This is a genomic window from Streptomyces sp. 3-6, from assembly GCF_056323165.1.
The window spans coordinates 1-20,935 of the sequence record NZ_JBWHZP010000035.1; the positions used below are offsets into that span (position 1 = coordinate 1).

15 protein-coding genes are annotated in these 20,935 nt (G+C 73.4%); 7 read left to right on the top strand and 8 right to left on the bottom strand.

Translation table 11 applies throughout. The annotated features are described in order from the left end of the window. Nucleotides 1-589 precede the first annotated feature (589 nt). Nucleotides 590-3,427, bottom strand: a complete 2,838-nt coding sequence (gene secA / locus AC02VZ_RS25560) for a preprotein translocase subunit SecA (protein WP_476476506.1) — start codon at nucleotides 3,425-3,427, stop codon at nucleotides 590-592. A 280-nt stretch (nucleotides 3,428-3,707) separates the two neighbouring features. Here secA and AC02VZ_RS25565 point away from each other — a divergent pair, with 280 nt between their 5' ends. Together AC02VZ_RS25565 and AC02VZ_RS25570 are read left to right on the top strand one after the other, a co-directional pair. Then, the gene (locus AC02VZ_RS25565) at nucleotides 3,708-4,277 is read left to right on the top strand and encodes a GNAT family N-acetyltransferase (protein WP_476476507.1); all 570 of its coding nucleotides are present in this window, start codon (nucleotides 3,708-3,710) and stop codon (nucleotides 4,275-4,277) included. Nucleotides 4,278-4,326: 49 nt separating this feature from the next. Continuing rightward, nucleotides 4,327-5,517, top strand: coding sequence for a winged helix-turn-helix domain-containing protein (locus AC02VZ_RS25570; RefSeq protein ID WP_476476508.1), 1,191 nt, complete (start codon nucleotides 4,327-4,329; stop codon nucleotides 5,515-5,517). 473 nt (nucleotides 5,518-5,990) lie between these two features. On the opposite strand, the gene AC02VZ_RS25575 is transcribed toward AC02VZ_RS25570, so the two are convergent. The 7 genes from AC02VZ_RS25575 to mtnA all read right to left on the bottom strand — a co-directional run bounded on the left by AC02VZ_RS25575 (nucleotide 5,991) and on the right by mtnA (nucleotide 14,967). Continuing rightward, nucleotides 5,991-6,737, bottom strand: coding sequence for a response regulator (locus AC02VZ_RS25575; RefSeq protein ID WP_432058589.1), 747 nt, complete (start codon nucleotides 6,735-6,737; stop codon nucleotides 5,991-5,993). A 206-nt stretch (nucleotides 6,738-6,943) separates the two neighbouring features. Next, entirely contained in the window at nucleotides 6,944-7,636 is a 693-nt protein-coding gene (gene hpf, locus AC02VZ_RS25580; protein ID WP_432058590.1) for a ribosome hibernation-promoting factor, HPF/YfiA family, read from the bottom strand. Nucleotides 7,637-7,947: 311 nt separating this feature from the next. After that, nucleotides 7,948-8,970, bottom strand: coding sequence for a ComF family protein (locus AC02VZ_RS25585; protein WP_476476509.1), 1,023 nt, complete (start codon nucleotides 8,968-8,970; stop codon nucleotides 7,948-7,950). 90 nt (nucleotides 8,971-9,060) lie between these two features. After that, on the bottom strand, nucleotides 9,061-10,902 hold the full coding sequence (locus AC02VZ_RS25590; protein ID WP_476476510.1) for an LpqB family beta-propeller domain-containing protein: 1,842 nt from the start codon (nucleotides 10,900-10,902) through the stop codon (nucleotides 9,061-9,063). After that, a complete protein-coding gene (mtrB, locus tag AC02VZ_RS25595) occupies nucleotides 10,889-13,123 on the bottom strand; it encodes an MtrAB system histidine kinase MtrB (RefSeq protein ID WP_476476511.1) in 2,235 nt (744 codons plus the stop codon). The genes AC02VZ_RS25590 and mtrB overlap by 14 nt, the downstream gene beginning before the upstream one ends. A gap of 1 nt (nucleotide 13,124) precedes the next feature. Next, complete coding sequence (gene mtrA, locus AC02VZ_RS25600) at nucleotides 13,125-13,814, bottom strand: two-component system response regulator MtrA (protein WP_009188938.1); 690 nt, start codon at nucleotides 13,812-13,814, stop codon at nucleotides 13,125-13,127. A gap of 4 nt (nucleotides 13,815-13,818) precedes the next feature. Further along, nucleotides 13,819-14,967: an S-methyl-5-thioribose-1-phosphate isomerase gene (gene mtnA / locus AC02VZ_RS25605; protein WP_432058593.1), complete on the bottom strand. Its 1,149-nt coding sequence runs from the start codon at nucleotides 14,965-14,967 to the stop codon at nucleotides 13,819-13,821. Between the two features lie 140 nt (nucleotides 14,968-15,107). Between mtnA and AC02VZ_RS25610 the strand changes: the two genes are divergently transcribed. From AC02VZ_RS25610 to AC02VZ_RS25630, 5 genes are read left to right on the top strand one after another with little or no spacing between them, the layout of a single operon-like run. Further along, on the top strand, nucleotides 15,108-16,406 hold the full coding sequence (locus AC02VZ_RS25610) for a DUF7847 domain-containing protein (RefSeq protein WP_476476512.1): 1,299 nt from the start codon (nucleotides 15,108-15,110) through the stop codon (nucleotides 16,404-16,406). A gap of 4 nt (nucleotides 16,407-16,410) precedes the next feature. After that, on the top strand, nucleotides 16,411-17,175 hold the full coding sequence (locus AC02VZ_RS25615; protein ID WP_432058595.1) for a DUF4129 domain-containing protein: 765 nt from the start codon (nucleotides 16,411-16,413) through the stop codon (nucleotides 17,173-17,175). Then, nucleotides 17,172-18,371, top strand: a complete 1,200-nt coding sequence (locus tag AC02VZ_RS25620) for a DUF4350 domain-containing protein (RefSeq protein WP_476476513.1) — start codon at nucleotides 17,172-17,174, stop codon at nucleotides 18,369-18,371. Before AC02VZ_RS25615 ends, AC02VZ_RS25620 begins: the two co-directional genes overlap by 4 nt. Further along, nucleotides 18,371-19,360, top strand: a complete 990-nt coding sequence (locus AC02VZ_RS25625; protein WP_432058599.1) for an AAA family ATPase — start codon at nucleotides 18,371-18,373, stop codon at nucleotides 19,358-19,360. The genes AC02VZ_RS25620 and AC02VZ_RS25625 overlap by 1 nt, the downstream gene beginning before the upstream one ends. Further along, complete coding sequence (locus tag AC02VZ_RS25630; protein WP_432058597.1) at nucleotides 19,360-20,670, top strand: DUF58 domain-containing protein; 1,311 nt, start codon at nucleotides 19,360-19,362, stop codon at nucleotides 20,668-20,670. The genes AC02VZ_RS25625 and AC02VZ_RS25630 overlap by 1 nt, the downstream gene beginning before the upstream one ends. The last annotated feature ends 265 nt before the right edge of the window (nucleotides 20,671-20,935 follow it).

Genomic DNA, 20,935 nt, shown 5'->3' on the forward strand with positions numbered 1-20,935 from the left:
CTCCGCGACGGCACGTTCTTCCAACCTCACACCGCCCCCCAAGCCACCTGAAACATCACCAATCAACCGACCCGCCCCTTGACGAAAGAGATAGGGGCACCCCCCGGCCCACGCCGTTCCGATGGCGACGGCCCTGGAGCACCGCGGGACGCCTCCGGGGCCACCGGGCGCCTCCGGGGCTTCCAGGCGCCGGACGGCGGGCGGCAGGCGGCAGGCGCCTGCCGTCCGGAACCAGCGCCCCGGCCTCCGCGCCCGGCCCGGCGTCCGGCGCCCGCCGAGAATCAACCCGCGACGACCGGACCAACGAGAACCCGCCCGCGAGAAGGCGCCCAGCGACAACCACTTAGCGCCCCCGGCCAGCGACAACCGCCCGACGACGGCCGCCCCACGACATGCCGGGGAGCCCAAGCCCTCCGGCAGCCGACCGCCCCCGACCCGCCTCGCCGCCCGGCCGTACCCGGACCCCCGTCGACACCCCCGCAGGGCCGGTACCCCGCACGCCGAAGGGCCGGGTGCCCCAGGATCTCCTGGGCCACCCGGCCCTCGGCCGGTCTCACCGCCGCCCGCCGACCAGGCGGGCGGCCGGCGGCTACTTCTTGCGGCGGCGTCCGCCCCGGGCCTGCTTGCGGCGCTCGGCGCGGGTGAGGCCGTCGGCCGCGGAGCGCACCGGCTCGTCCTCGGCGAACTCGCCCTCGACGGTGCCGCCCTCGCCGTCCACGGTGGGCGCCGAGAAGTGCAGGTTGCGCCGCTGCGGGGCGTCGAGGCCCTTGGCGCGGATCTCGGGACGGGCGGCCCCGGCCTGCGCCGGCACGGCGTCCTGGGCGGCGGCCTGCGGGGCGTCCTCCACCGGGACCTCCTCGACCTGCTGCTCGACCTGGACCTCCAGGTTGAACAGGTAGCCGACGGACTCCTCCTTGATGCCGTCCATCATGGCCTGGAACATGTCGAAGCCCTCGCGCTGGTACTCGACCAGCGGGTCCTTCTGCGCCATGGCCCGCAGGCCGATGCCCTCCTGGAGGTAGTCCATCTCGTAGAGGTGCTCGCGCCACTTGCGGTCCAGGACCGACAGCACGACCCGGCGCTCCAGCTCGCGCATGATCTCGGAGCCGAGCTGGGCCTCGCGCTCCTCGTACTGGCGCCGGATGTCCTCCTTGACGGAGTCGGCGATGAACTCGGCGGTCAGCCCGGCCCGGTCGCCGGCCTCCTCCTCCAGCTCCTCGACGGTGACCTTGACCGGGTAGAGCTGCTTGAAGGCGCCCCACAGGCGGTCCAGGTCCCAGTCCTCGGGGAAGCCCTCGGCGGTCTCCGCCTGGACGTAGGCGTCGATGGTGTCGTCCATGAAGTGGTGGATCTGGTCCTGCAGGTCCTCGCCCTCCAGGACGCGGCGCCGCTCGCCGTAGATGACCTCGCGCTGGCGGTTGAGGACCTCGTCGTACTTCAGGACGTTCTTGCGGGTCTCGAAGTTCTGCGTCTCGACCTGCGACTGGGCGGAGGCGATGGCCCGCGTGACCATCTTGTTCTCGATCGGCACGTCGTCCGGCACGTTCGCCATGGACATCACGCGCTCGACCATCTGGGCCTTGAACAGCCGCATCAGGTCGTCGCCCAGCGACAGGTAGAAGCGGGACTCGCCCGGGTCGCCCTGACGGCCGGAACGACCGCGCAGCTGGTTGTCGATGCGCCGCGACTCGTGCCGCTCGGTGCCGAGGACGTAGAGGCCGCCGATCCGCTCGACCTCCTCCTTCTCCGCCTTGACCGCCTGCTCGGCCCGCTCCAGCGCGTCCGGGAGGGCCTGCGCCCACTCCTCGATGTGCTGCTCCGGGTCGAGGCCGCGCTGGCGCAGCTCCGCCTCGGCGAGGTCCTCGGGGTTGCCGCCCAGCTTGATGTCCGTACCGCGGCCGGCCATGTTCGTGGCGACCGTGACACTGCCCTTGCGGCCGGCCTGGGCGACGATCGACGCCTCCCGCTCGTGGTGCTTGGCGTTGAGCACCTCGTGCTGGATGCCGCGCTTGCTGAGCTGCTGGGAGAGGTACTCGGACTTCTCCACCGAGGTGGTGCCGACGAGGATCGGCTGCCCCTTGCGGTGCTTCTCCTCGATGTCGTCGACGACCGCCTCGAACTTGGCGACCTCGGTGCGGTAGATCAGGTCCGACTGGTCCTTGCGGACCATCGGCCGGTTGGTCGGGATGGGCACCACGCCGAGCTTGTAGATCTGGTGGAACTCGGCGGCCTCGGTCATCGCCGTACCGGTCATGCCGGACAGGCCCGGGATCTCCTTGCCGTCGTGGTCCCGGCGCTTGTAGAGGCGGAAGAAGTTCTGCAGCGTGATCGTGGCGAGCGTCTGGTTCTCGTCCTTGATCGGCACGCCCTCCTTGGCCTCGATGGCCTGGTGCATGCCCTCGTTGTAGCGGCGGCCGGCGAGGATACGTCCGGTGTGCTCGTCGACGATCATGACCTCGTCGTCGATGATGACGTAGTCCTTGTCCCGCTTGAAGAGCTCCTTGGCCTTGATGGCGTTATTCAGGTAGCCGACCAGCGGGGTGTTCACCGACTCGTAGAGGTTGTCGATGCCCAGCCAGTCCTCGACCTTGGCGACGCCGGACTCGTGGATCGCGACGGTGCGCTTCTTCTCGTCGACCTCGTAGTCGCCGGTCTCCTCGATGCCCTTGAGGGGGTTGCCGGGCTCGCCCCGCTTGAGGCGCCGGACCAGCTTGGCGAAGTCGCCGTACCACTTGGTGGCCTGGTCGGCCGGGCCGGAGATGATCAGCGGCGTACGGGCCTCGTCGATGAGGATGGAGTCCACCTCGTCGACGATGGCGAAGTTGTGGCCGCGCTGGACGAGTTCCTCCTTGGACCACGCCATGTTGTCGCGGAGGTAGTCGAAGCCGAACTCGTTGTTGGTGCCGTAGGTGATGTCGCAGGCGTACTGCTCGCGGCGCTGGGCCGGCGTCATGTTGGCCAGGATGCAGCCGACGTCGAGGCCCAGGAACTTGTGGACGCGGCCCATCATCTCGGAGTCGCGCTCGGCGAGGTAGTCGTTGACCGTGATGATGTGGACGCCCTTGCCGGCCAGCGCGTTCAGATACGCCGGCAGGGTGCCGACGAGGGTCTTGCCCTCACCGGTCTTCATCTCGGCGACGTAGCCCATGTGCAGGGCGGCACCGCCCATGATCTGCACGTCGTAGTGGCGCTGGCCGAGGACGCGCTTGGCGGCCTCGCGCACCGTGGCGAAGGCCTCGGGGAGCAGGTCGTCCAGGCTCTCACCGTCCGCGTACCGCTGCTTGTACTCGTCGGTGAGGGCCCGCAGCTCGGCGTCGGAGAGGTCGACGAAGTCCTCTTCGATGGAGTTGACCTGGTCCGCGATGCGGTGCAGCTTGCGCAGGATCTTGCCTTCGCCTGCACGCATGATCTTCGAGAGGACGGACACGGGGGTTGGTCTCCTTGCCGGTCGGGCCTGGGACGGTCGGTTTCGTTCCACTGACGGGGCAACGGCCATCGTATGCGAGGACCCCACCACGCCGGGAGGCCTGCCGGGGCGGTGACCGTCGGCTGCTTCACATCTGTTGCACGGCTGCTCCACAGGGGACAACGGACGGGCCCCGCCGATGGTGCCGCGTCATCCCGGCGAATTTGTGCGAAGGGTGATCACCGTCTCACGCACGGCGCAGCCGATGGCGCCGTCCGGGCCCCGCACGCAGAATCGGCCGATGGACCCCGTCACCCTCACCACCGACCGTCTCGTCCTGCGCGCCGTGGGCCCCGAGGACACCGACGCCGTGTACGCGGCCTGCCAGGACCCCGAGATCCAGCGCTGGACCACGATCCCCTCCCCCTACCTGCCCGAGCACGCGCGCGGCTTCACGGAGGAGATGGCCCCGGACGGCTGGGCGAACGGCTCGATGTTCACCTTCGGCGTCTTCCTGCCCGCCGGGGAGCTGACCGGCATGCTCAGCATCAGCATGCGGTCGCTGGGTGTCGGCGAGATCGGCTTCTGGGGCGCGAAGGAGCACCGGGGCCGGGGCCACATCACCGAGGCCGCCGTCGCGGTGTGCCGCTGGGCGTTCACCCGGGTGTCGGTGGACCGCGTGGAGTGGCGTGCCGAGGTGGGCAACCGCGCCTCCCGCGCGGTGGCCGAACGCGCGGGTTTCGTGGTGGAGGGCACGCTGCGCTCGGCGCTGAACAACAAGGGCGTGCTGCGGGACTGCTGGGTGGGATCGCTGCTCCCTTCCGACCTGGGCCTGCCGTCGTCCGCCCCGTACCTCCCGGCCCCCGGATGAGGCCCGTGCGGGCGGGCGTTGTCTGTGGCGAGGTCTATCGTGCGGACGTATGACGACGACCCTCCCGCGTGCCATGACGGAACTGTCGGCGGACGAGGCCCGCCGCATCGCCCTGCGGGCCCAGGGCTACCTCGGCGCGCCCGACCGCCGCTCGGGGGTGCGCGGGGTGCTCCGCCGGCTGGGCGCGGTGCAGCTCGACACGATCTCGGTCCTCGCCCGCTCCCACGAGTTGATCGCCTACGCCCGGCTGGGCGCCGTGGGCCGCGCCGCGGTCGAGGAGGCGTACTGGAGGACCGGCCCGCAGCCGCCGCACTCCTTCGAGTACTGGTCGCACGCCGCGTGCATCCTGCCGATCGAGGAGTGGCCGCACTTCGCCTTCCGCCGCCGCGCATACCGCAACCGCCCGCACTGGCACCACGAGCTGCCCGACGGCACCTACGACCGGGTCGTCGAGCAGCTGCGCGCACAGGGACCGCTCACGGCGACGGAACTGGGCGGCGCCAAGCGCACCAGCGAGTGGTGGGACTGGTCCGGCGCCAAGGTCGCCGTCGAACGCGCCCTGATGTACGGGGAGGTGGTGTGCGTGGAGCGGCGCGGCTGGAAGCGGGTCTACGACCTGGCCGAGCGCGCCGTGCCCGACGACCTGCTGCACGACGAGCTGGACGACACCGAGTGCCTGCGCCGTCTGGTGGGTCTGGCGGGCCGCGCCCTGGGGGTGGGGACCCGCGCGGACATCGCCGACTACCACCGCCTCAAGGGCGAACAGGTGGACGCGGTGATCGCCGACTCGGGGCTGGTGCCGGTGACCGTGGAGGGATGGGGCAAGCCGGCCTGGGCGGATCCGGAGGCGCTGGCGACCCCGCCGCGCGGGCGGCACCGCACGACGCTGCTGTCGCCGTTCGACTCCCTGGTGTGGGAACGGGCGCGCACGGAGCGGATCTTCGGCTTCACCCACCGGCTGGAGGCGTACGTCCCGAGACCGAAGCGGGTGCACGGCTACTTCGCGATGCCGCTGCTGTCCGGCGGCCGGCTCGTGGGCCGGGTGGACCCGGCGCGCGAGGGGCGCACGCTGGTCGCCCGGCAGGTCTCGGTGGACGGCCCCGGCACGGTCCCGGCGCTCGCGCGGGCGCTGGTGGAGGCGGCCGGCTGGGTGGGGTGCACGGACGTCCGGGTCGAGCGCCTGGACCCGGAGGACCTGCGGGGCCCGCTGGCGGCCGAACTCGCCCGCGCCCTCGGCTGATCCGCGCCGCGACCGCCCGCGCCACGGACGGTCGCGCCACGGACGGTCGCGACGGCGGCCGACGGGGCGGCGCGGGCGGAGGCGGCGGACGGTCGCGGCGCGGCGGGACTCGGCAGCGCGGGGCGAAACGCGGCGCAGACGGTCCCGGCGGGGCGGAGCGGGACGGTGGGGCAGGGCGGCGCCGACGGTCCCGGCGGCGCGGGGCGGTGGCCGGGGCGGCTGCCGAGACGGCGCATGCTCACGCGGCGGCGAGGGGGGTGCGCGGCGGCGAGGGGGGTGCGCGGCGGCACAGGGGGACCCGGTGGTCGCCGCAGGCGCCGGCGGTGACGGTAGCCGCGGACGAGGCAGCCCCGGGACAGCCCGGCCTGCGCGCCCCTGCCGCCGGGCGGCGAATCTCGGGGCTCGCACATCAGTGGGACCGCACATCAGCGGATCACCGGACCAGCAGATCAGCGGATCAGCGGATCAGCGGATCAGCGGATCTCGAGGATCTTCTCCCGCATCGCGTAGACCACGGCCTCCATCCTGGAGTGCAGTTGCAGCTTCTCCAGAATGTTGCGGACGTGGTTCTTCACGGTGTTCTCGGAGATGAACAGTTCCTTGGCGATGTCCCGGTTGTTCATTCCGGTGGCGACGAGTTTGAGGACTTCCAGCTCACGGTCCGTCAGACGGGGTGCGGGCACGAGCCGGCGTTCGTCGGTGCGCTGGATCATCGACTTGAACTCGGTGAGGAGTTTGGACGCCATGGACGGACTGATCTGGGACTGCCCGTCGGCGACCGCGCGGATGGCGGTGGCCACCTCGTCGGTGGAGATCTCCTTGAGCAGGTAGCCGGTCGCGCCCGCCTTGATCGCGTCGTAGAGGTCGGCTTCCTCGTCGCTGATCGTCAACATGATGATCTTGGCGCTCGGGGCGACCTCCTTGATGGAGGTGCACGCCTCGATCCCGCCCCGCTTGGGCATCCGCACGTCCATCAGGATGATGTCGGGCAGCAGGTCGGCGGCCTTCTCGACGGCTTCGGCGCCGTCCCCCGCCTCCCCCACGACCTGGATGTCCTCCTCGGCGGCGAGGACGATCTCCAGGCCGCGGCGGAACAGCGCGTGGTCGTCCACCACCAGGACTCTGATCGGTTCCGTGCGGGGTGAACCCGCGGCCGGGCCCGTGCCGACGGTGCCGTCGTCGGCGCCCGCGGCCCGCATCGGTCCAAAGCTGTCCGCCATCGTTCCTCCCCCTGAAGGCTGTGGCCTGTGGTTCTGAGCCATCGCCAACCCAAGGCAACGACCCACCGGTTGGGCCGCTGCCGCCATGATTCCATGCCGGACGCCACAGGGGTGACAGCGCGCGGCGCCCCCGGGGGCGCACACCGGTGCCCCTGGGGGCGCACACGCGCACCAGGGGCACCGGCCCTGCTGTCACCCGGCGGTCATCAGCCGCCGAGCGTCCCGCCCGCCTCGGGGGAGTGGGACTGTGTGACCATCGTGTCGGTCTGCAGGTGGATCACGCCGTAGTCGTAGGCGTGCCGCCGGTAGACGACGCTGGGTTCCTTGGTCTCGGAGTCGACGAAGAGATAGAAGTCGTGCCCCACCAGTTCCATTTCGTACAGGGCCTGGTCGAGCGTCATGGGGGCGGCGACGTGGGTCTTCTCGCGGACGACGAGGGGACCGTCCCCCTGGACCTCCAGCGAGCCGATCTTCTTGGTGGTGACGGCCTCGGTCTCCTCCTCGGAGACCTGCGCACCGGTGCCGTTGAGCGTCGCCACGCCCGGGACGTGGTCGGGGACCTCGGCGGCCGAGATCCTGCGGGCGCCACGTCGCGAGAAGCGCTTGTCGTGCTGCTTGCGCAGCCGGGCGTCCAGCTTCTCCGCCGCCAGGTCGAGCGCCGCGTAGGGGTCGCTCGCCGCGGCTTCCGCCCGGATGACCGGGCCGCGGGTGCGCAGGGTGATCTCCACCCGGTCGCAGCGGTCGGCCTGTCGGGGGTTGGGCTCCTTGGACACCTCGACGTCCAGGCTGATCACCTTGCCGTCGAGCTTCTGGATCTTGTCCAGCTTCAGCTTCTCGGCCACGTGCTTCCGGAACCGCTCGGGCACCTCTGTCTTGCGGCCCTTGACGACGATGTCCACGCAGAACTCCGTTCCCGGATCACTCCGCCTCGGTGCGGAGCGTCTCCCTTTTGCACCCGGTTCCGGTAACCCCCGGAACCTCGGACTCGGTGACTTCCACCTCCTCCCCCGCGGGCGAGATCTCCACTCCACCGGCGTGGGTGATAACGGAAAACCCACGCCTCGGCATTCGGATTCGTCAGGTGTGGCCTGCGGCTTTCCCTCACAACCGAACATATCTCGCCCGGACGGATGTCGTCACCCTCTACCGCGGCGTACCTCCGTTCAGGTGAATTCAGCCTCTCATTACCTGCAACGACGCAAGTTTCCTGTCAGTTCCGGTTTATTTCGAAGGAAGCCGGTGATGCCGCGACCACCGCCGCCACCAGCCCGTCCGTGCCGATCCCCGTGTGCGCGCCGACGCGGCCTTCGCCCGCCGTTCCCGCTGCTATCGCCGTGTGCGCCGGACGTCCTGTCCGCCGGCCCGTTCTCCCTCGTTGCGGTGCGTTCCGTCGTTGCCCTCTCCCTTCCCCTGTCTCACCCGTGTACACGAGCGCGGACGCCGGATTGCTCGATCCGTACCCCGCACCGGCCGCGGTATCCGGCCACCCGGCCCGCCGATGGTCCCCGTCCGGACGGCCGGACCGGGCCGGTCGGGCCCGGCCGGTCGCCGCCGTCCGCCGCTCCGCCGCGGTCCGCGTCGCCCCGCGCACCGCCCGCGCGGCCTCCGCCAGGGAGGCTCCCGTGGTCATCAGGTCGTCGACGAGCACCACCCGTCCTTCGCCGAGCAGCCGCCCCGCGCCGGGAACGACCCCGAACGCGCCGGCCACGTTGGCCAGCCGCTCCCGGGGACCCAGCTCCGACTGGTCGGCCACGGGCCGCCGTTGCCGCAGCGCGGGAAGTACCTGGGCGGGTACCCCCGCCCGCCGCAGGTCACCCGCGGCGGCGAACGCGATCCGCCGGGCGGGGTCGTGCCCGCGGGCCCGCACCGCCCGCCGCGCGGACGGCACCGGCACGAGCAGCACACCGCCCCCGCCGGGTCCGGCGGCCGGCCCACCGGACGCGGTCAGCGCCGCCCGCACCGCGCCCGCCAGCGCCTCGCCCAGCGGTGCCGCCAGGGCCAGGGCGCCGCGTTCCTTGTGCGCCAGCAGCGCCGCCCGCACCTCGTCGCCGTACCGGGCGGCCGCGTGCACCTCCGGCAGACCGGGCGGCTCCGGCCGGGGCCGCACCCGGCGCGGCCCGCTCCGGTCCAGCACCGCACGGCACCGCCGGCACAGCACCGCGCGCGGTCTGGCGCACCCGCCGCACTCGGGCGGGAGCACCAGGTCGGTGAGGTCCTGCCACCAGGCGCGCATGAGGCCACTGTGCCCCGGTCCACCACCCCCGGCCAGCCCTGTGGACAACGCCTGTGGAAAACCGGGCGGGTCAGCACCGGCCGGAATCGCTCACCCCGGATAGACCGGCGCGGTCCCCTTGGTGATCTTCTGCCACTGGCCCGCCGACGGGAGCCGGACGATGCCGTCCACCGAGTACGCCACCAGCGGCACCCGGTCGTCCGGGGAGGCGGTGACCGCCTTGACGCCGGTCAGCGCCGCGGGCTGCGGCACATCGGGTGTGGAGCCGTCGACCTCGACGTAGCGCATCTGCTCCACGCCGCCCTGTTCGCGGCCGACCACGACGAGCCGGCTGTCCCCGGTCCACGACATGGCCGTGACCTGCTCCAGTTCGGGGGCCGCGGAACGCAGTTCCAGCACGGTCACCGGGGCGCGTTCCGCCGTCCCGCCGTCGGGCCTGCCGCGCTCGATCCGCCCGATCAGCAGGGACCGCCGGTCGCCCTTCTCCACGACGAGGGCGATCCGCACCCCGTCGGCGGCGACCCGGACCGCCCTGATCCGGCCGTCCAGTCCGGGCGTGCGCACCTCTATCGGCTCCCCCGCGCCCTCCTCCAGGAGCAGCAGCCGGGGCGCCTCGGGGTCGCGGTCCGCGATCCACAGGCCGCCGCGGGCGTCCCAGCTGGGCGCCGTCAGCCGGTCCGTCTCGGCCTTGCCGGCGCTGCGCAGCACCGGCTCGCCGAGGGACCCGCCCGACACCAGCGACCCCACGTACAGCGACCGGCCGTCGAGGGTGACCCCGGCGGCGGTGTGCTCGTCCCAGGCCACGCCCACCGAGCGCAGCTGGTTCTCCCCCTCGCCCAGGGCTCCGGGCACCGGCTCGGGTTCGGTGTCGTCGGCGCCGGCGGCGATCCGCACCGCCCGCTGTTCCTCGTCGAGGAAGTACAGGTACTCGGGGCTGTGCAGGGAGCCGCGGGTGGCGACGGCCTCGGCACTCTCCTGGGCCAGGGAGCAGAGTTCCCTGCCGCCGGAGCGCAGTTCGACCTCGTCCACCGCGGGCGTGGTGCTGCGCACCGTGAACAGCAGCTGGGCCGCCATCTCCTCGCAGCGGCTGGTGCCGACCTCGGCGGCCCGGCCGTTCAGCGGCACGACCAGACGGCCGCGGTCGTCCGGGGTCAGCGGTCCGGCGCCCTTGGCGAGCGCGGTGCCGGTGGGGAAGCCGGAGCGCACCACCGGGTCGAGCCAGGTCGTGGGCCCGGTCAGGAGCGAGCGCACCATCTGGGTCGTGGGGTCCACGTGGCTGCGCACGTAGACGGGGTCGGCGACCGCCATCGGCGGCTCGTCGCGGGCCGTGCCCCCGGTGTTGGAGGCGAAGTAGTACTTGTTGACGGACATGTAGTTGCGCTCGAAGTCCGACTGCCCCATGACGACGCCCTGCGGCACGGCGTCGATCCGCCACTGCCGGGTCTCGGGGTCACGTATGAGGCGCAGCAGCTTGGTGTACGACCCCGAGGACGGGGTGAACGCCTGCTGCGCGTCCACGGTGGCGACCTCGCGGCCGGTCAGGGTGAAGGCGACCTCGTCCTCGTCGTCCCGGACCGGGGCGCGGACGGTGGCGTTGGGTCCGTCGGCCAGCACGGTGGTGGACCGTTCCGGCTGCCAGGTCTTCGCCGCCCGGGGGGTCAGGTACATCCGGGCGGTCTTGTACTGGGGGTCGTCACTGGTCAGGGCTTCGAGGAAGCCCTGCACCAGCTGGGTCGGCGTCGCGTCGTCGCTCGGCGGCATGGCGAACACCCGGACCTGGGCGTCCCGGCGGGGCGTGGACTCCACGCCCCGCAGGTCGCCGCTGTCCGGCATCGACGCGCACCCGGCCAGCAGGACGGCGCCGCCGGCGGTGAACACCACCGCCCGCCGCCGCGTCCACCGGCCGCTCCGCACGCGCTCACCGCCGCCCACGCGAAGCCTCCTCGTCCCCGGTCCTGTCCCTGGTCGTGCCCTCGGTCGTGCTGGTCCCGTCCCCGTTCCCGTCGCCGTCGCGGGGGTGCGCGCCCACCTCGCGGGCCGGGTCCCGGGCACCGTCGCCGGGCCGCCGCGGCTCCGGGTCCGGGCCGGGGTCCGGTGCCGGGCCGGGCCCCCCGGCGGCACGGCGGTGCGGTCCGGGCGAGGGGGCCGACAGGGTGTCCGGCGCTTCCTCCGTCCGGCGGGGGCCCGTCGCGGTCCGGGACACCACCCGCGCGCCGTTGCCGGGCAGCGCCGTCGGGTCGGCGGTGGGCGGCTCGGCGGACGTCCGCGGCACCAGCGGGTCCCGGGACGCGTGGGCCTGCCCGGCCGTGCCGGGCGGGTGCACGGGCACCGTGGCCCGCTTCTCGCCGTCGCCGCCGCCGCGGGGCAGGCCGGCGTCGTCCAGCCCCCGGTTGCGCCGCGAGTCCTTGGGTTCCAGGGCGATCGGGGAGCCCCGCAGCGGCTCGTCGGCCGTCCGGGGCAGCGTCAGCCGGAACTGCGACCCGCCGCCGGGCTCGCCCCACGCCTGGAGCCAGCCGCCGTGCAGCCGGGCGTCCTCCAGGGCGATGGACAGCCCCAGGCCCGTGCCCCCGGTGGTCCGGGCGCGCGCCGGGTCGGCCCGCCAGAAACGGCTGAAGACGCGGGTGGCCTCCCCGGGCTTGAGCCCGACGCCGTAGTCGCGCACGGCCACCGCGACCGCGCCGCCGGCAGCCGCCAGCCGCACCACGACGTCCTTGCCCTCGCCGTGCTCCACGGCGTTGACGACGAGGTTGCGCAGGACGCGCTCCACGCGCCGCGCGTCGGCCTCGGCGACGACGGGCTGCTGGTCGCCGAGGACCCGGATGCGGGTGCCCTTGCGCTCGGCGAGCGGCTCGGCCCCGCCGACGACGCTGCGGACGACGTCGCGCAGGTCGATCGGCTCCGCCTCCAGCGCCGCCGCGCCCGCGTCGAAGCGGCTGATCTCCAGGAGGTCCGCGAGCAGCGACTCGAAGCGGTCCAGCTGGTCGGCGAGGAGCTCGGCCGACCGCGCGGTCACCGGGTCGAAGTCCTCGCGGGCCTCGTGGATGACGTCGGCGGCCATCCGCACCGTGGTCAGCGGCGTCCGCAGCTCGTGGGACACGTCGGAGACGAACCGGCGCTGCATGCGCGAGAGGTCCTCCAGCTGGTTGATCTTCAGCTGGAGGTTCTGGGCCATCTTGTTGAACGCCTCGCCGAGCCGGGCGATGTCGTCCTCGCCGGTGACCTTCATGCGTTCCTGCAGGCGTCCGGCGGAGAGCCGCTCCGCGATGCCGGCCGCCATCCGCACCGGTGTGACCACCTGCCGCACCACCAGCCAGGCGATGGCGCCGAGCAGCACGACGACGAACAGCCCGGCGGTCGCCAGGGTGGTCTTGACCAGGCTCAGCGACTTCTCCTCCTGCGTCAGCGGGAAGAGGTAGTACAGCTGGTACGGGTCGCCGTTGGGGTCGTTGACCTGCTTGCCGATGACCAGTCCGGGCTGGGACGGCTCACCGTTGAAGTAGACGATCCGGGTGTAGCTCTGGGACGCGGCGGTGCTGCCGTCGAGCCGTTCCCGCAGGGCCACCGGGACGCTCTGGGCCGGGTCGACGTGCCCGGAGGCGCGCGGGCCGCGCCCGCTGCCGCTCTCGGTGCCGGCGGGCAGGGTGACGACGTCGAAGGCGCCCTGGCCGCCGCTGGAGAGGGATTCGACCAGATCGCTCATCCACTGGATGACGCTGGTCGAGGAACGGGTTCCGTCGACCGCGGTGGCGTCGTCGATGACGCTGGCCGCCTCGTCGGACTTCTGCTTGGCCACCGCGAAACCGCCGGTGGCCTGGCTCTGCGAGGCCTTCACCTTGGCGTCGAGCAGGCCGTTGCGCACCTGGCCGATGACCACGAAGCCCAGCAGCAGCACCACGCCCATCGACATCAGCAGCGTGGTGGCGACGACCTTCAGCTGGATGTTGCGGCGCCACAGCCGCATGACGGGCAGCAGCGGCCGGCGCACCCAGCGCACGAACAGCCGGATGACCGGACTGCCCTGGACCCCGCCCCGGAGCAGCCCGCCCTCCATCAGGCGGCCCCAGCGGGAGCCCGTCGTACTGTCCCGGCCGACAGGCCGCCCCGGACGGCCCCCGGAGCGGCCGGACGCCGAAGCGGCGCTGTCACCGGACATGTCAGCTCGGTCCTGCCTTGTACCCGACGCCACGGACGGTCACCACGATCTCCGGCTTCTCCGGGTCCTTCTCGACCTTGGAGCGCAGCCGCTGGACGTGCACGTTCACCAGCCGGGTGTCGGCCGCGTGGCGGTAGCCCCAGACCTGCTCCAGCAGCACCTCGCGGGTGAACACCTGCCAGGGCTTGCGGGCCAGCGCGACCAGCAGGTCGAACTCCAGGGGCGTCAGGGCGATCGACTGCCCGTCCCGCTTCACGGAGTGACCGGCCACGTCGATCACCAGGTCGCCGATGGCGAGCTGCTCCGGGGCCGGCTCCTCCGACCGGCGCAGGCGCGCCCGGATGCGGGCGACCAGCTCCTTCGGCTTGAACGGTTTGACGATGTAGTCGTCGGCGCCCGACTCCAGGCCCACGACGACGTCGACCGTGTCGCTCTTGGCCGTGAGCATCACGATCGGCACCCCGGACTCCGCCCTGATCAGGCGGCACACCTCGATGCCGTCCCGGCCGGGCAGCATCAGATCCAGCAGCACCAGATCGGGCTTGGCCTCGCGGAAAGCGGCCAGCGCCTTGTCACCGTCGGCTACGAAAGACGGCTCAAAACCCTCACCACGCAGCACGATGCCGAGCATCTCGGCCAGTGCGGTGTCGTCGTCGACGACAAGGACTCGTCCCTTCATAAACGACATCATCCCATTAGCTCATCGTTACCTGGCGTGACCTGGCACACAGCTCGGCAAGGGCCTCGGTGGTCACGGGCGAGACCGCGCCCTCTTCGGTGACGATCGCCGTCACCAGTTCCGGTGGCGTCACGTCGAACGCCGGGTTGTACGCCTGGGTCCCCAGAGGGGCCACCGGAATCCCGCCTCCCGCCTCCATCCCCGCCACCGGCACCTGCGGCGCCATGACCTCGGTCACCTCGTGGCCGGAACGCTGCTCGACCTCGATGGACGCCCCGTCCGGGGTCGCCGGGTCGACCGTCGTCACCGGGGCCACCACGATGAACGGCACGTGGTGGTAGCGCGCGAGCACCGCGAGCGGATAGCTCCCCACCTTGTTCGCCACCGAACCGTCGGCCGCGATGCGGTCCGCCCCGATCAGCACCGCGTCCACCTCGCCCGCCGCGAACAGCGATCCCGCCGCGTTGTCGGTGAGCAGGGTGTACGCCATGCCGCTGCGGGCCGCCTCGTACGCCGTCAGGCGAGCACCTTGCAGCAACGGACGCGTTTCGTCCACCCACAGGCGCCTCAGACGTCCCGCCCGGTGCGCCGCGAGGGCCACCGCGAACGCCGTCCCCTCCCCGCCCGACACCAGCGCGCCGGTGTTGCAGTGCGTGAGGATCCGGTGCCCGCCGCCGGGCAGCATCTCGTCGAGCAGCGCCAGCCCGTGCTCGGCCATGCGGGCGCTCGCCTCGGCGTCCTCCCGGTGCAACTGCCGGGCCGCGGCCAGCGCCGCCCCGGACGCCTGCCGCGGGTCGCCGGTGCGGGTCAGCGCCGCCCGGTACGCCTCCCGCGCCCGGCGGACCCCGACCGCGAGGTTCACCGCGGTGGGCCGGGCGCTCTCCAGCGCCTCCGCCGCGTCGTCCACGTCGTAGCCCCGCACGGCGGCGAGCGCGACGCCGTAGGCGCCCGCGATGCCCAGCAGGGGCGCCCCGCGCACCGCGAGCGAGCGGATCGCCTCCACCAGGGCGGGCGCGTCCGTGCAGACGAGCTCCACCTCCTCGGCGGGCAGCCTCGTCTGGTCGAGCAGTACCAGGACGGGCCCTTCGGGCGGCTCGTCCCAGCGGATCGCGGGGACACCGGTCGGCCGCCGGGGGTCTGCGCTGTGCGCGTACTGATCAGCCATGTCGCCAGTCTGCCCCCTGTGGCGCGCACAATTGAAGGTGTGCTGGTCCGACCTCGCCCGGACCTCGCACAACCACCCCATGGCACGATGGCTGCCACACTGCCGCCGCGCCCGCGGACGCGCACCGTGAAGGAGCGAGGATGAACGACACTCCGGGCTGGGCCTCGCCCGGATCCACACCCGACGGACAGGAGCCGTCCGCGCCCGGCCCGGCCGGCCCGGCGCCACGCCCCGGGGAGCCGGAACGGGCCCCGGGGGAACCGGGCGTGAAGTGGTCCAAGGAGCAGCCGCCCCCGAGCCAGTGGTCCACGCCCACCGGCCCGTCGGGCGCCCCGGGCGGCCCCGGCCAGGCTCCCCCGCCCCCGCAGGGACCGGGCTGGGGCGGCACCCCGCCCGGCGGCCACGGCCCCGGCGGTCACGGTCCCGGCGGCTGGGGCGGCGGCTGGGGCGGGCCCCCGCCCGCGGCGAAGCCCGGCGTCATCCCGCTCCGCCCGCTGGGCGTGGGCGAGATCCTGGACGGCGCCGTCTCCACCATGCGCACCTACTGGCGCACGGTGCTCGGCATCTCGCTGACCGTCGCCGTCCTCACCGAGGTCGTCGCCGTCCTGCTCCAGGGCTTCTTCCTGGACAACTCCAGCGTCGCGGTCCTGGAGGACGAGAGCGCCACCCTCGACGAACTCACCAGCGCCCTCGGCGACGCCCTCCTCACCTCCGGCGTGCTCTTCGTGGTGACGCTCCTCGGCACCGTCGCCGCCACCGCCCTGCTCACGACCGTCACCAGCCGCGCGGTGCTCGGCCGGCCGGTCACCATCGGCGAGGCCTGGCGGGACGCCCGCCCGCAGGTCGTGAAGCTGCTCGGCCTGATGCTGCTGCTCATGCTGATCACCGCGGCGGTCGTGACCGTCGGCGCGCTGCCCGGCCTGCTGGTGAGCCTCGCGGGCGGCGGCGGAGGCGCCGTCGCCCTGACCGTCCTCGGCATCCTCGCCGCCGCGGTCGTCGCCGTCTGGCTCATGGTCCGCTTCTCGCTGGCCTCGGCCGTGCTGATGCTCGAGAAGCAGGGCGTCCTCAAAGCCCTGACCCGCTCCGCGAAGCTGGTCCGCGGCGCCTGGTGGCGCGTGTTCGGCATCCAGCTGCTCGCGATGATCATCGCGAGCCTCGTGGCGTCGATCATCGTCATCCCCTTCACCGTGGTCGCCTCCGCCTTCGGCGAGGGCGGCGTCAACGGCTTCCTCGAAGGCAGCGGCGGCTTCGGCTGGACGTTCCTCGTCATCAGCGGCATCGGCTCGGTCATCGGCTCCACGATCACCTTCCCGATCACGGCCGGCGTCACCGTGCTGCTCTACGTCGACCAGCGCATCCGCCGCGAGGCCCTCGACCTCGAACTCGCCCGCGCCGCCGGCCTCCCCGGGCACGGCCCCGACGCCACTTCGGGGGGCTGACGGGGTGATCACCGCGGGGGGAGTTGTCACCGTTCTCACACCGGTCCAGGCGCTGCCGACGGCCGCCGGCAGCGCCGTACGGACCGTCCTGGGCGCCGACGAGCCGCCCGTCACCGTCCCGCGCGACCCCGCGCGGGAGGCGGCCGAGCGCGAGCTGTCCAAGCGCATGTACCACGAGAACGAGCCCAGCTGGTTCCACAAGCTCCTCAACGCCTTCTGGGACTGGGTCGGCGAACTCTTCGACACCGCGTCCGCCGCCACCCCCGGCGGCACCCTGGGCCTGGTCGTCGTCATCGCCGCCGTGATCGCCGTGGTGGGCGCCCTGTGGTGGCGCCTGGGCACCCCGCGCCGGGAACCGGCCTCCGCACCCGCCCTCTTCGACGACCGCCCCCGCAGCGCCGCCGAACACCGCGCCGCCGCCGAGGCCCACGCCGCCCAGGGCCACTGGAACAGGGCCCTCCAGGAACGCATGCGGGCCATCGTGCGCTCCCTGGAGGAACGCGCCCTGCTCGACCCCAGGCCCGGCCGCACCGCGGACGAGGCCGCCGCGGAAGCCGCCCGCGCCCTGCCCGCCCACACCGACCGCCTGCACGCCGCCGCCCGCGGCTTCGACGACGTCACGTACGGCGGCCGGACCGCGACGGAAACGGCGTACCGGAGCATCGCCGGCCTCGACGACGACCTGGAGCGCAGCAAGCCCCGGCTCGCCGGCAGCTCGGCCGGCGCGCACGGCACGCAGCACGACACCACCGGGGGAGCAGCCGGATGACGACCGAGGCCACCGTGCCGTCCACCTCGGCCTCGCCCACCGCCCGTCAGGTGTGGACCCGCTCGCGCGGCATCGCCCTCGCCCTGGTGCTGCTGCTCGCGGCCGCCGTCGCGATCGCCGTGGTCCGCGCCGACACCCGCCACGGCGAACTCGACCCGCGCTCCGCCGACCCCCACGGCAGCCGGGCCGTCGCCGAACTCCTCGCCGACCGCGGCGTGGACACCCGCGTGGTCACCACCCTCGACGAGGCCACCGCCGCGGCCGGACCCGACACCACCCTCCTGGTCGCCGTCCCCGACCTGCTGACCCCCGGCCGGCAGTCCCGCCTGCACACCGCCACCGCCGACTCCGGCGGCCGGACCGTCCTCGTCGCCTCCGGCAGCGCCTCCGTGGAACGCCTCGCGCCCGGGGTCACCGCCGCCCCGGCCACCAGCCTCGCCTCCACGCTCTCCCCCGACTGCGCCCTCCCCGCCGCACGCCGCGCGGGCAGCGCCGACCTCGGCGGCCTGCGCTACACCACGGTCCACCCCGACGCCGACGAGTGCTACCCCAGCGAACGCCTGGCCACCCTGCTGCGCATCCCGGACGGCACCGGCGACGGCGACACCGTCCTCCTCGGCTCCCCGGACATCCTCCTCAACGACCGGCTCGCCGAGCAGGGCAACGCCTCGCTCGCCCTGCAACTCCTCGGCTCCCGCCCTCATCTCGTCTGGTACCTCCCCACGCTCGCCGACGCCTCCGCCGCCTCCGAGAACGACCAGCGCGGCTTCTTCGACCTGCTCCCCTCCGGATGGCTCTGGGGCACCCTGCAACTCTTCGTCGCGGCAGCACTGGCCGCCCTGTGGCGGGCACGCCGACTGGGCCCGCTGGTGCCCGAGAAACTCCCCGTCGCGATCCGCGCCTCCGAAACCGTCGAAGGCCGCGCCCGCCTCTACCGCCGGGCCAATGCCCGCGACCGCGCGGCGACCGCTCTGCGCTCCACCGTCCGCACCCGCCTCGCCCCCCTAGTCGGCGTCCCCGTCTCCCAGGCGCACGCGCCCGAGGCCCTGCTCCCCGCCCTGTCCTCCCGCTTCCGGGGGGACGACGGGCAGTCCCTGCACGCTCTCCTGTTCGGCCCGCCGCCCGGCGACGACGCAGCACTCATCCAGCTCGCCGACCAACTCGACGCCCTCGAAAGAGAGGTACGCCGTCCATGATGGACCCGACCACTGACAACGCCGCGCACACCGGGGACCCGGCCGCCGCCCGGGCCGCCCTGGAAGCCCTGCGCGCCGAGATCGCCAAGGCCGTGGTCGGCCAGGACCCCGCCGTGACCGGCCTCGTCGTCGCCCTCCTGTGCCGCGGCCACGTCCTCCTCGAAGGCGTCCCCGGCGTCGCCAAGACCCTCCTGGTGCGCGCGCTCGCCGCGACCCTGGAACTCGACACCAAGCGCGTGCAGTTCACCCCCGACCTCATGCCCAGCGACGTCACCGGCTCCCTGGTCTACGACGCCCGCACCGCCGAGTTCTCCTTCCAGCCCGGCCCGGTCTTCACCCACCTCCTCCTCGCGGACGAGATCAACCGCACCCCGCCGAAGACCCAGTCCTCGCTGCTGGAGGCGATGGAGGAGCGCCAGGTCACCGTCGACGGCACGCCCCGCGCCCTCCCCGACCCCTTCCTGGTGGCCGCCACCCAGAACCCGGTCGAGTACGAGGGCACCTACCCCCTGCCCGAGGCCCAGCTGGACCGTTTCCTCCTCAAGCTGACGATCCCCCTGCCGTCCCGGCAGGACGAGATCGACGTCCTCACCCGCCACGCGCAGGGCTTCGACCCCCGCGACCTGAAGGCCGCCGGCGTCCGCCCCGTGGCGACCGCGGCCGACCTGGAGGCGGCCCGCGCCGCGGTCGCCCGCACCACCGTCTCGCCGGAGATCACCGCCTACGTGGTGGACATCTGCCGGGCCACCCGCGAGTCGCCGTCCCTCGCCCTCGGCGTCTCCCCGCGCGGCTCCACCGCCCTGCTGGCCACCGCCCGCGCCTGGGCCTGGCTGACCGGCCGCGACTACGTCATCCCGGACGACGTCAAGGCCCTCGCCCTGCCCACCCTCCGCCACCGCGTCCAGCTCCGCCCCGAGGCCGAGATGGAGGGCGTCACGGCCGACTCGGTCATCAACGCCATCCTGGCCCACGTCCCCGTCCCCCGCTGATGGCACTCACCGGACGCACCGCCCTCCTGGCGGCCCTCGGTTCCCTCCCGGTCGGCATCCTGGAACCCGGCTGGACGGGCCTCCTCGCGGTCAACGCCCCCCTCGCGGTGGCGTGCGCCTGCGACTACGCCCTGGCCGCACCCGTGCGCCGCCTCGGACTGACACGTTCCGGGGACACCTCGGTACGCCTGGGCGACACCGCCGACGTCACTCTGACGATCACCAACCCGTCCGGACGGCCCTTGCGCGCACGGGTCCGTGACGCCTGGCCGCCGAGCAGCTGGCGGCCCGGCACCGAGACCGCCGCCTCACGGCACCGCGTGGTCGTCCCCGCGGGCGAACGGCGCCGCCTCACCACACGCCTGCGGCCCACCCGCCGGGGCGACCGCGCGGCCGACCGCGTCACCATCCGCTCCTACGGCCCACTCGGCCTGTTCGCCCGCCAAGGAACCCACCGCGCCCCCTGGACGGTGCGGGTCCTGCCGCCGTTCACCAGCCGCAAGCACCTGCCGTCCAAACTGGCCCGGCTGCGCGAACTCGACGGTCGCACCAGCGTGCTGACGCGGGGTGAGGGCACGGAGTTCGACAGCTTGCGCGAGTACGTCCCCGGCGACGACACCCGCTCCATCGACTGGCGCGCCACGGCCCGCCAGTCGGCCGTCGCGGTCCGCACCTGGCGTCCCGAGCGGGACCGTCACATCCTGCTGGTCCTCGACACCGGCCGCACGTCCGCGGGCCGGGTGGGCGACGTGCCCCGGCTGGACGCCTCCATGGACGCGGCGCTCCTCCTGGCCGCGCTCGCCTCCCGGGCCGGCGACCGGGTCGCGCTCCTCGCCCACGATCGCCGCACCCGTGCCCTCGTCCAGGGCCGCTCCGCCGGCGACGTCCTGCCGTCCCTGGTCAACGCGATGGCCACCCTGGAACCGGAGCTCGTCGAGACGGACGCCCGCGGCCTCGCGGCCACAGCGCTGCGCACCACACCGCGCCGTTCCCTGATCGTGCTCCTGACGACGCTGGACCCGGCTCCCATCGAGGAGGGGCTCCTTCCCGTCCTGCCTCAACTCACCCAGCGCCACACGGTTCTGCTGGCGTCGGTCGCCGATCCCCACATCGCGCGGATGGCCGAGGCCCGCGGTTCCACGGACGCGGTGTACGAGGCGGCCGCCGCCGCCCAGTCCCACGCCGAGCGCGAACGCACCGCCGAGCAGCTCCGCCGGCACGGCGTCACCGTCGTCGACGCGACCCCGGAAACCCTGGCACCGGCGCTGGCGGACGCCTACCTCGCGCTGAAGGCGGCGGGGCGTCTGTAAAAAGGCGCGACGGGCTCCGTACTTCGCGCAGCCCCGCCGTCGCGTCGTCCCGTGGTTTCGAGGTCCCGTGATCCCGTGGTCCCGTGGTCCGGTGTGCTGCCCGTGCGGGCCGGCGCCCACAGCACGAGCGCCCTCGATCGAGCACACGACCCTGAACGCAGAAAACCCCGCACCGGAATGGTGCGGGGTTCTCCCACTAATTGTTCGGCGGCGTCCTACTCTCCCACAGGGTCCCCCCTGCAGTACCATCGGCGCTGTAAGGCTT

Bases quoted from the DNA above. Each gene is read 5' to 3' on its own strand.
- AC02VZ_RS25565 (WP_476476507.1), top strand. From the start codon at position 3,708: ATGGACCCCGTCACCCTCACCACCGACCGTCTCGTCCTGCGCGCCGTG.
- AC02VZ_RS25570 (WP_476476508.1), top strand. From the start codon at position 4,327: ATGACGACGACCCTCCCGCGTGCCATGACGGAACTGTCGGCGGACGAG.
- AC02VZ_RS25575 (WP_432058589.1), bottom strand. From the start codon at position 6,737: ATGGCGGACAGCTTTGGACCGATGCGGGCCGCGGGCGCCGACGACGGC.
- AC02VZ_RS25585 (WP_476476509.1), bottom strand. From the start codon at position 8,970: ATGCGCGCCTGGTGGCAGGACCTCACCGACCTGGTGCTCCCGCCCGAG.
- mtrB (WP_476476511.1), bottom strand. From the start codon at position 13,123: ATGTCCGGTGACAGCGCCGCTTCGGCGTCCGGCCGCTCCGGGGGCCGT.
- mtrA (WP_009188938.1), bottom strand. From the start codon at position 13,814: ATGATGTCGTTTATGAAGGGACGAGTCCTTGTCGTCGACGACGACACC.
- mtnA (WP_432058593.1), bottom strand. From the start codon at position 14,967: ATGGCTGATCAGTACGCGCACAGCGCAGACCCCCGGCGGCCGACCGGT.
- AC02VZ_RS25610 (WP_476476512.1), top strand. From the start codon at position 15,108: ATGAACGACACTCCGGGCTGGGCCTCGCCCGGATCCACACCCGACGGA.
- AC02VZ_RS25620 (WP_476476513.1), top strand. From the start codon at position 17,172: ATGACGACCGAGGCCACCGTGCCGTCCACCTCGGCCTCGCCCACCGCC.
- AC02VZ_RS25625 (WP_432058599.1), top strand. From the start codon at position 18,371: ATGGACCCGACCACTGACAACGCCGCGCACACCGGGGACCCGGCCGCC.
- AC02VZ_RS25630 (WP_432058597.1), top strand. From the start codon at position 19,360: ATGGCACTCACCGGACGCACCGCCCTCCTGGCGGCCCTCGGTTCCCTC.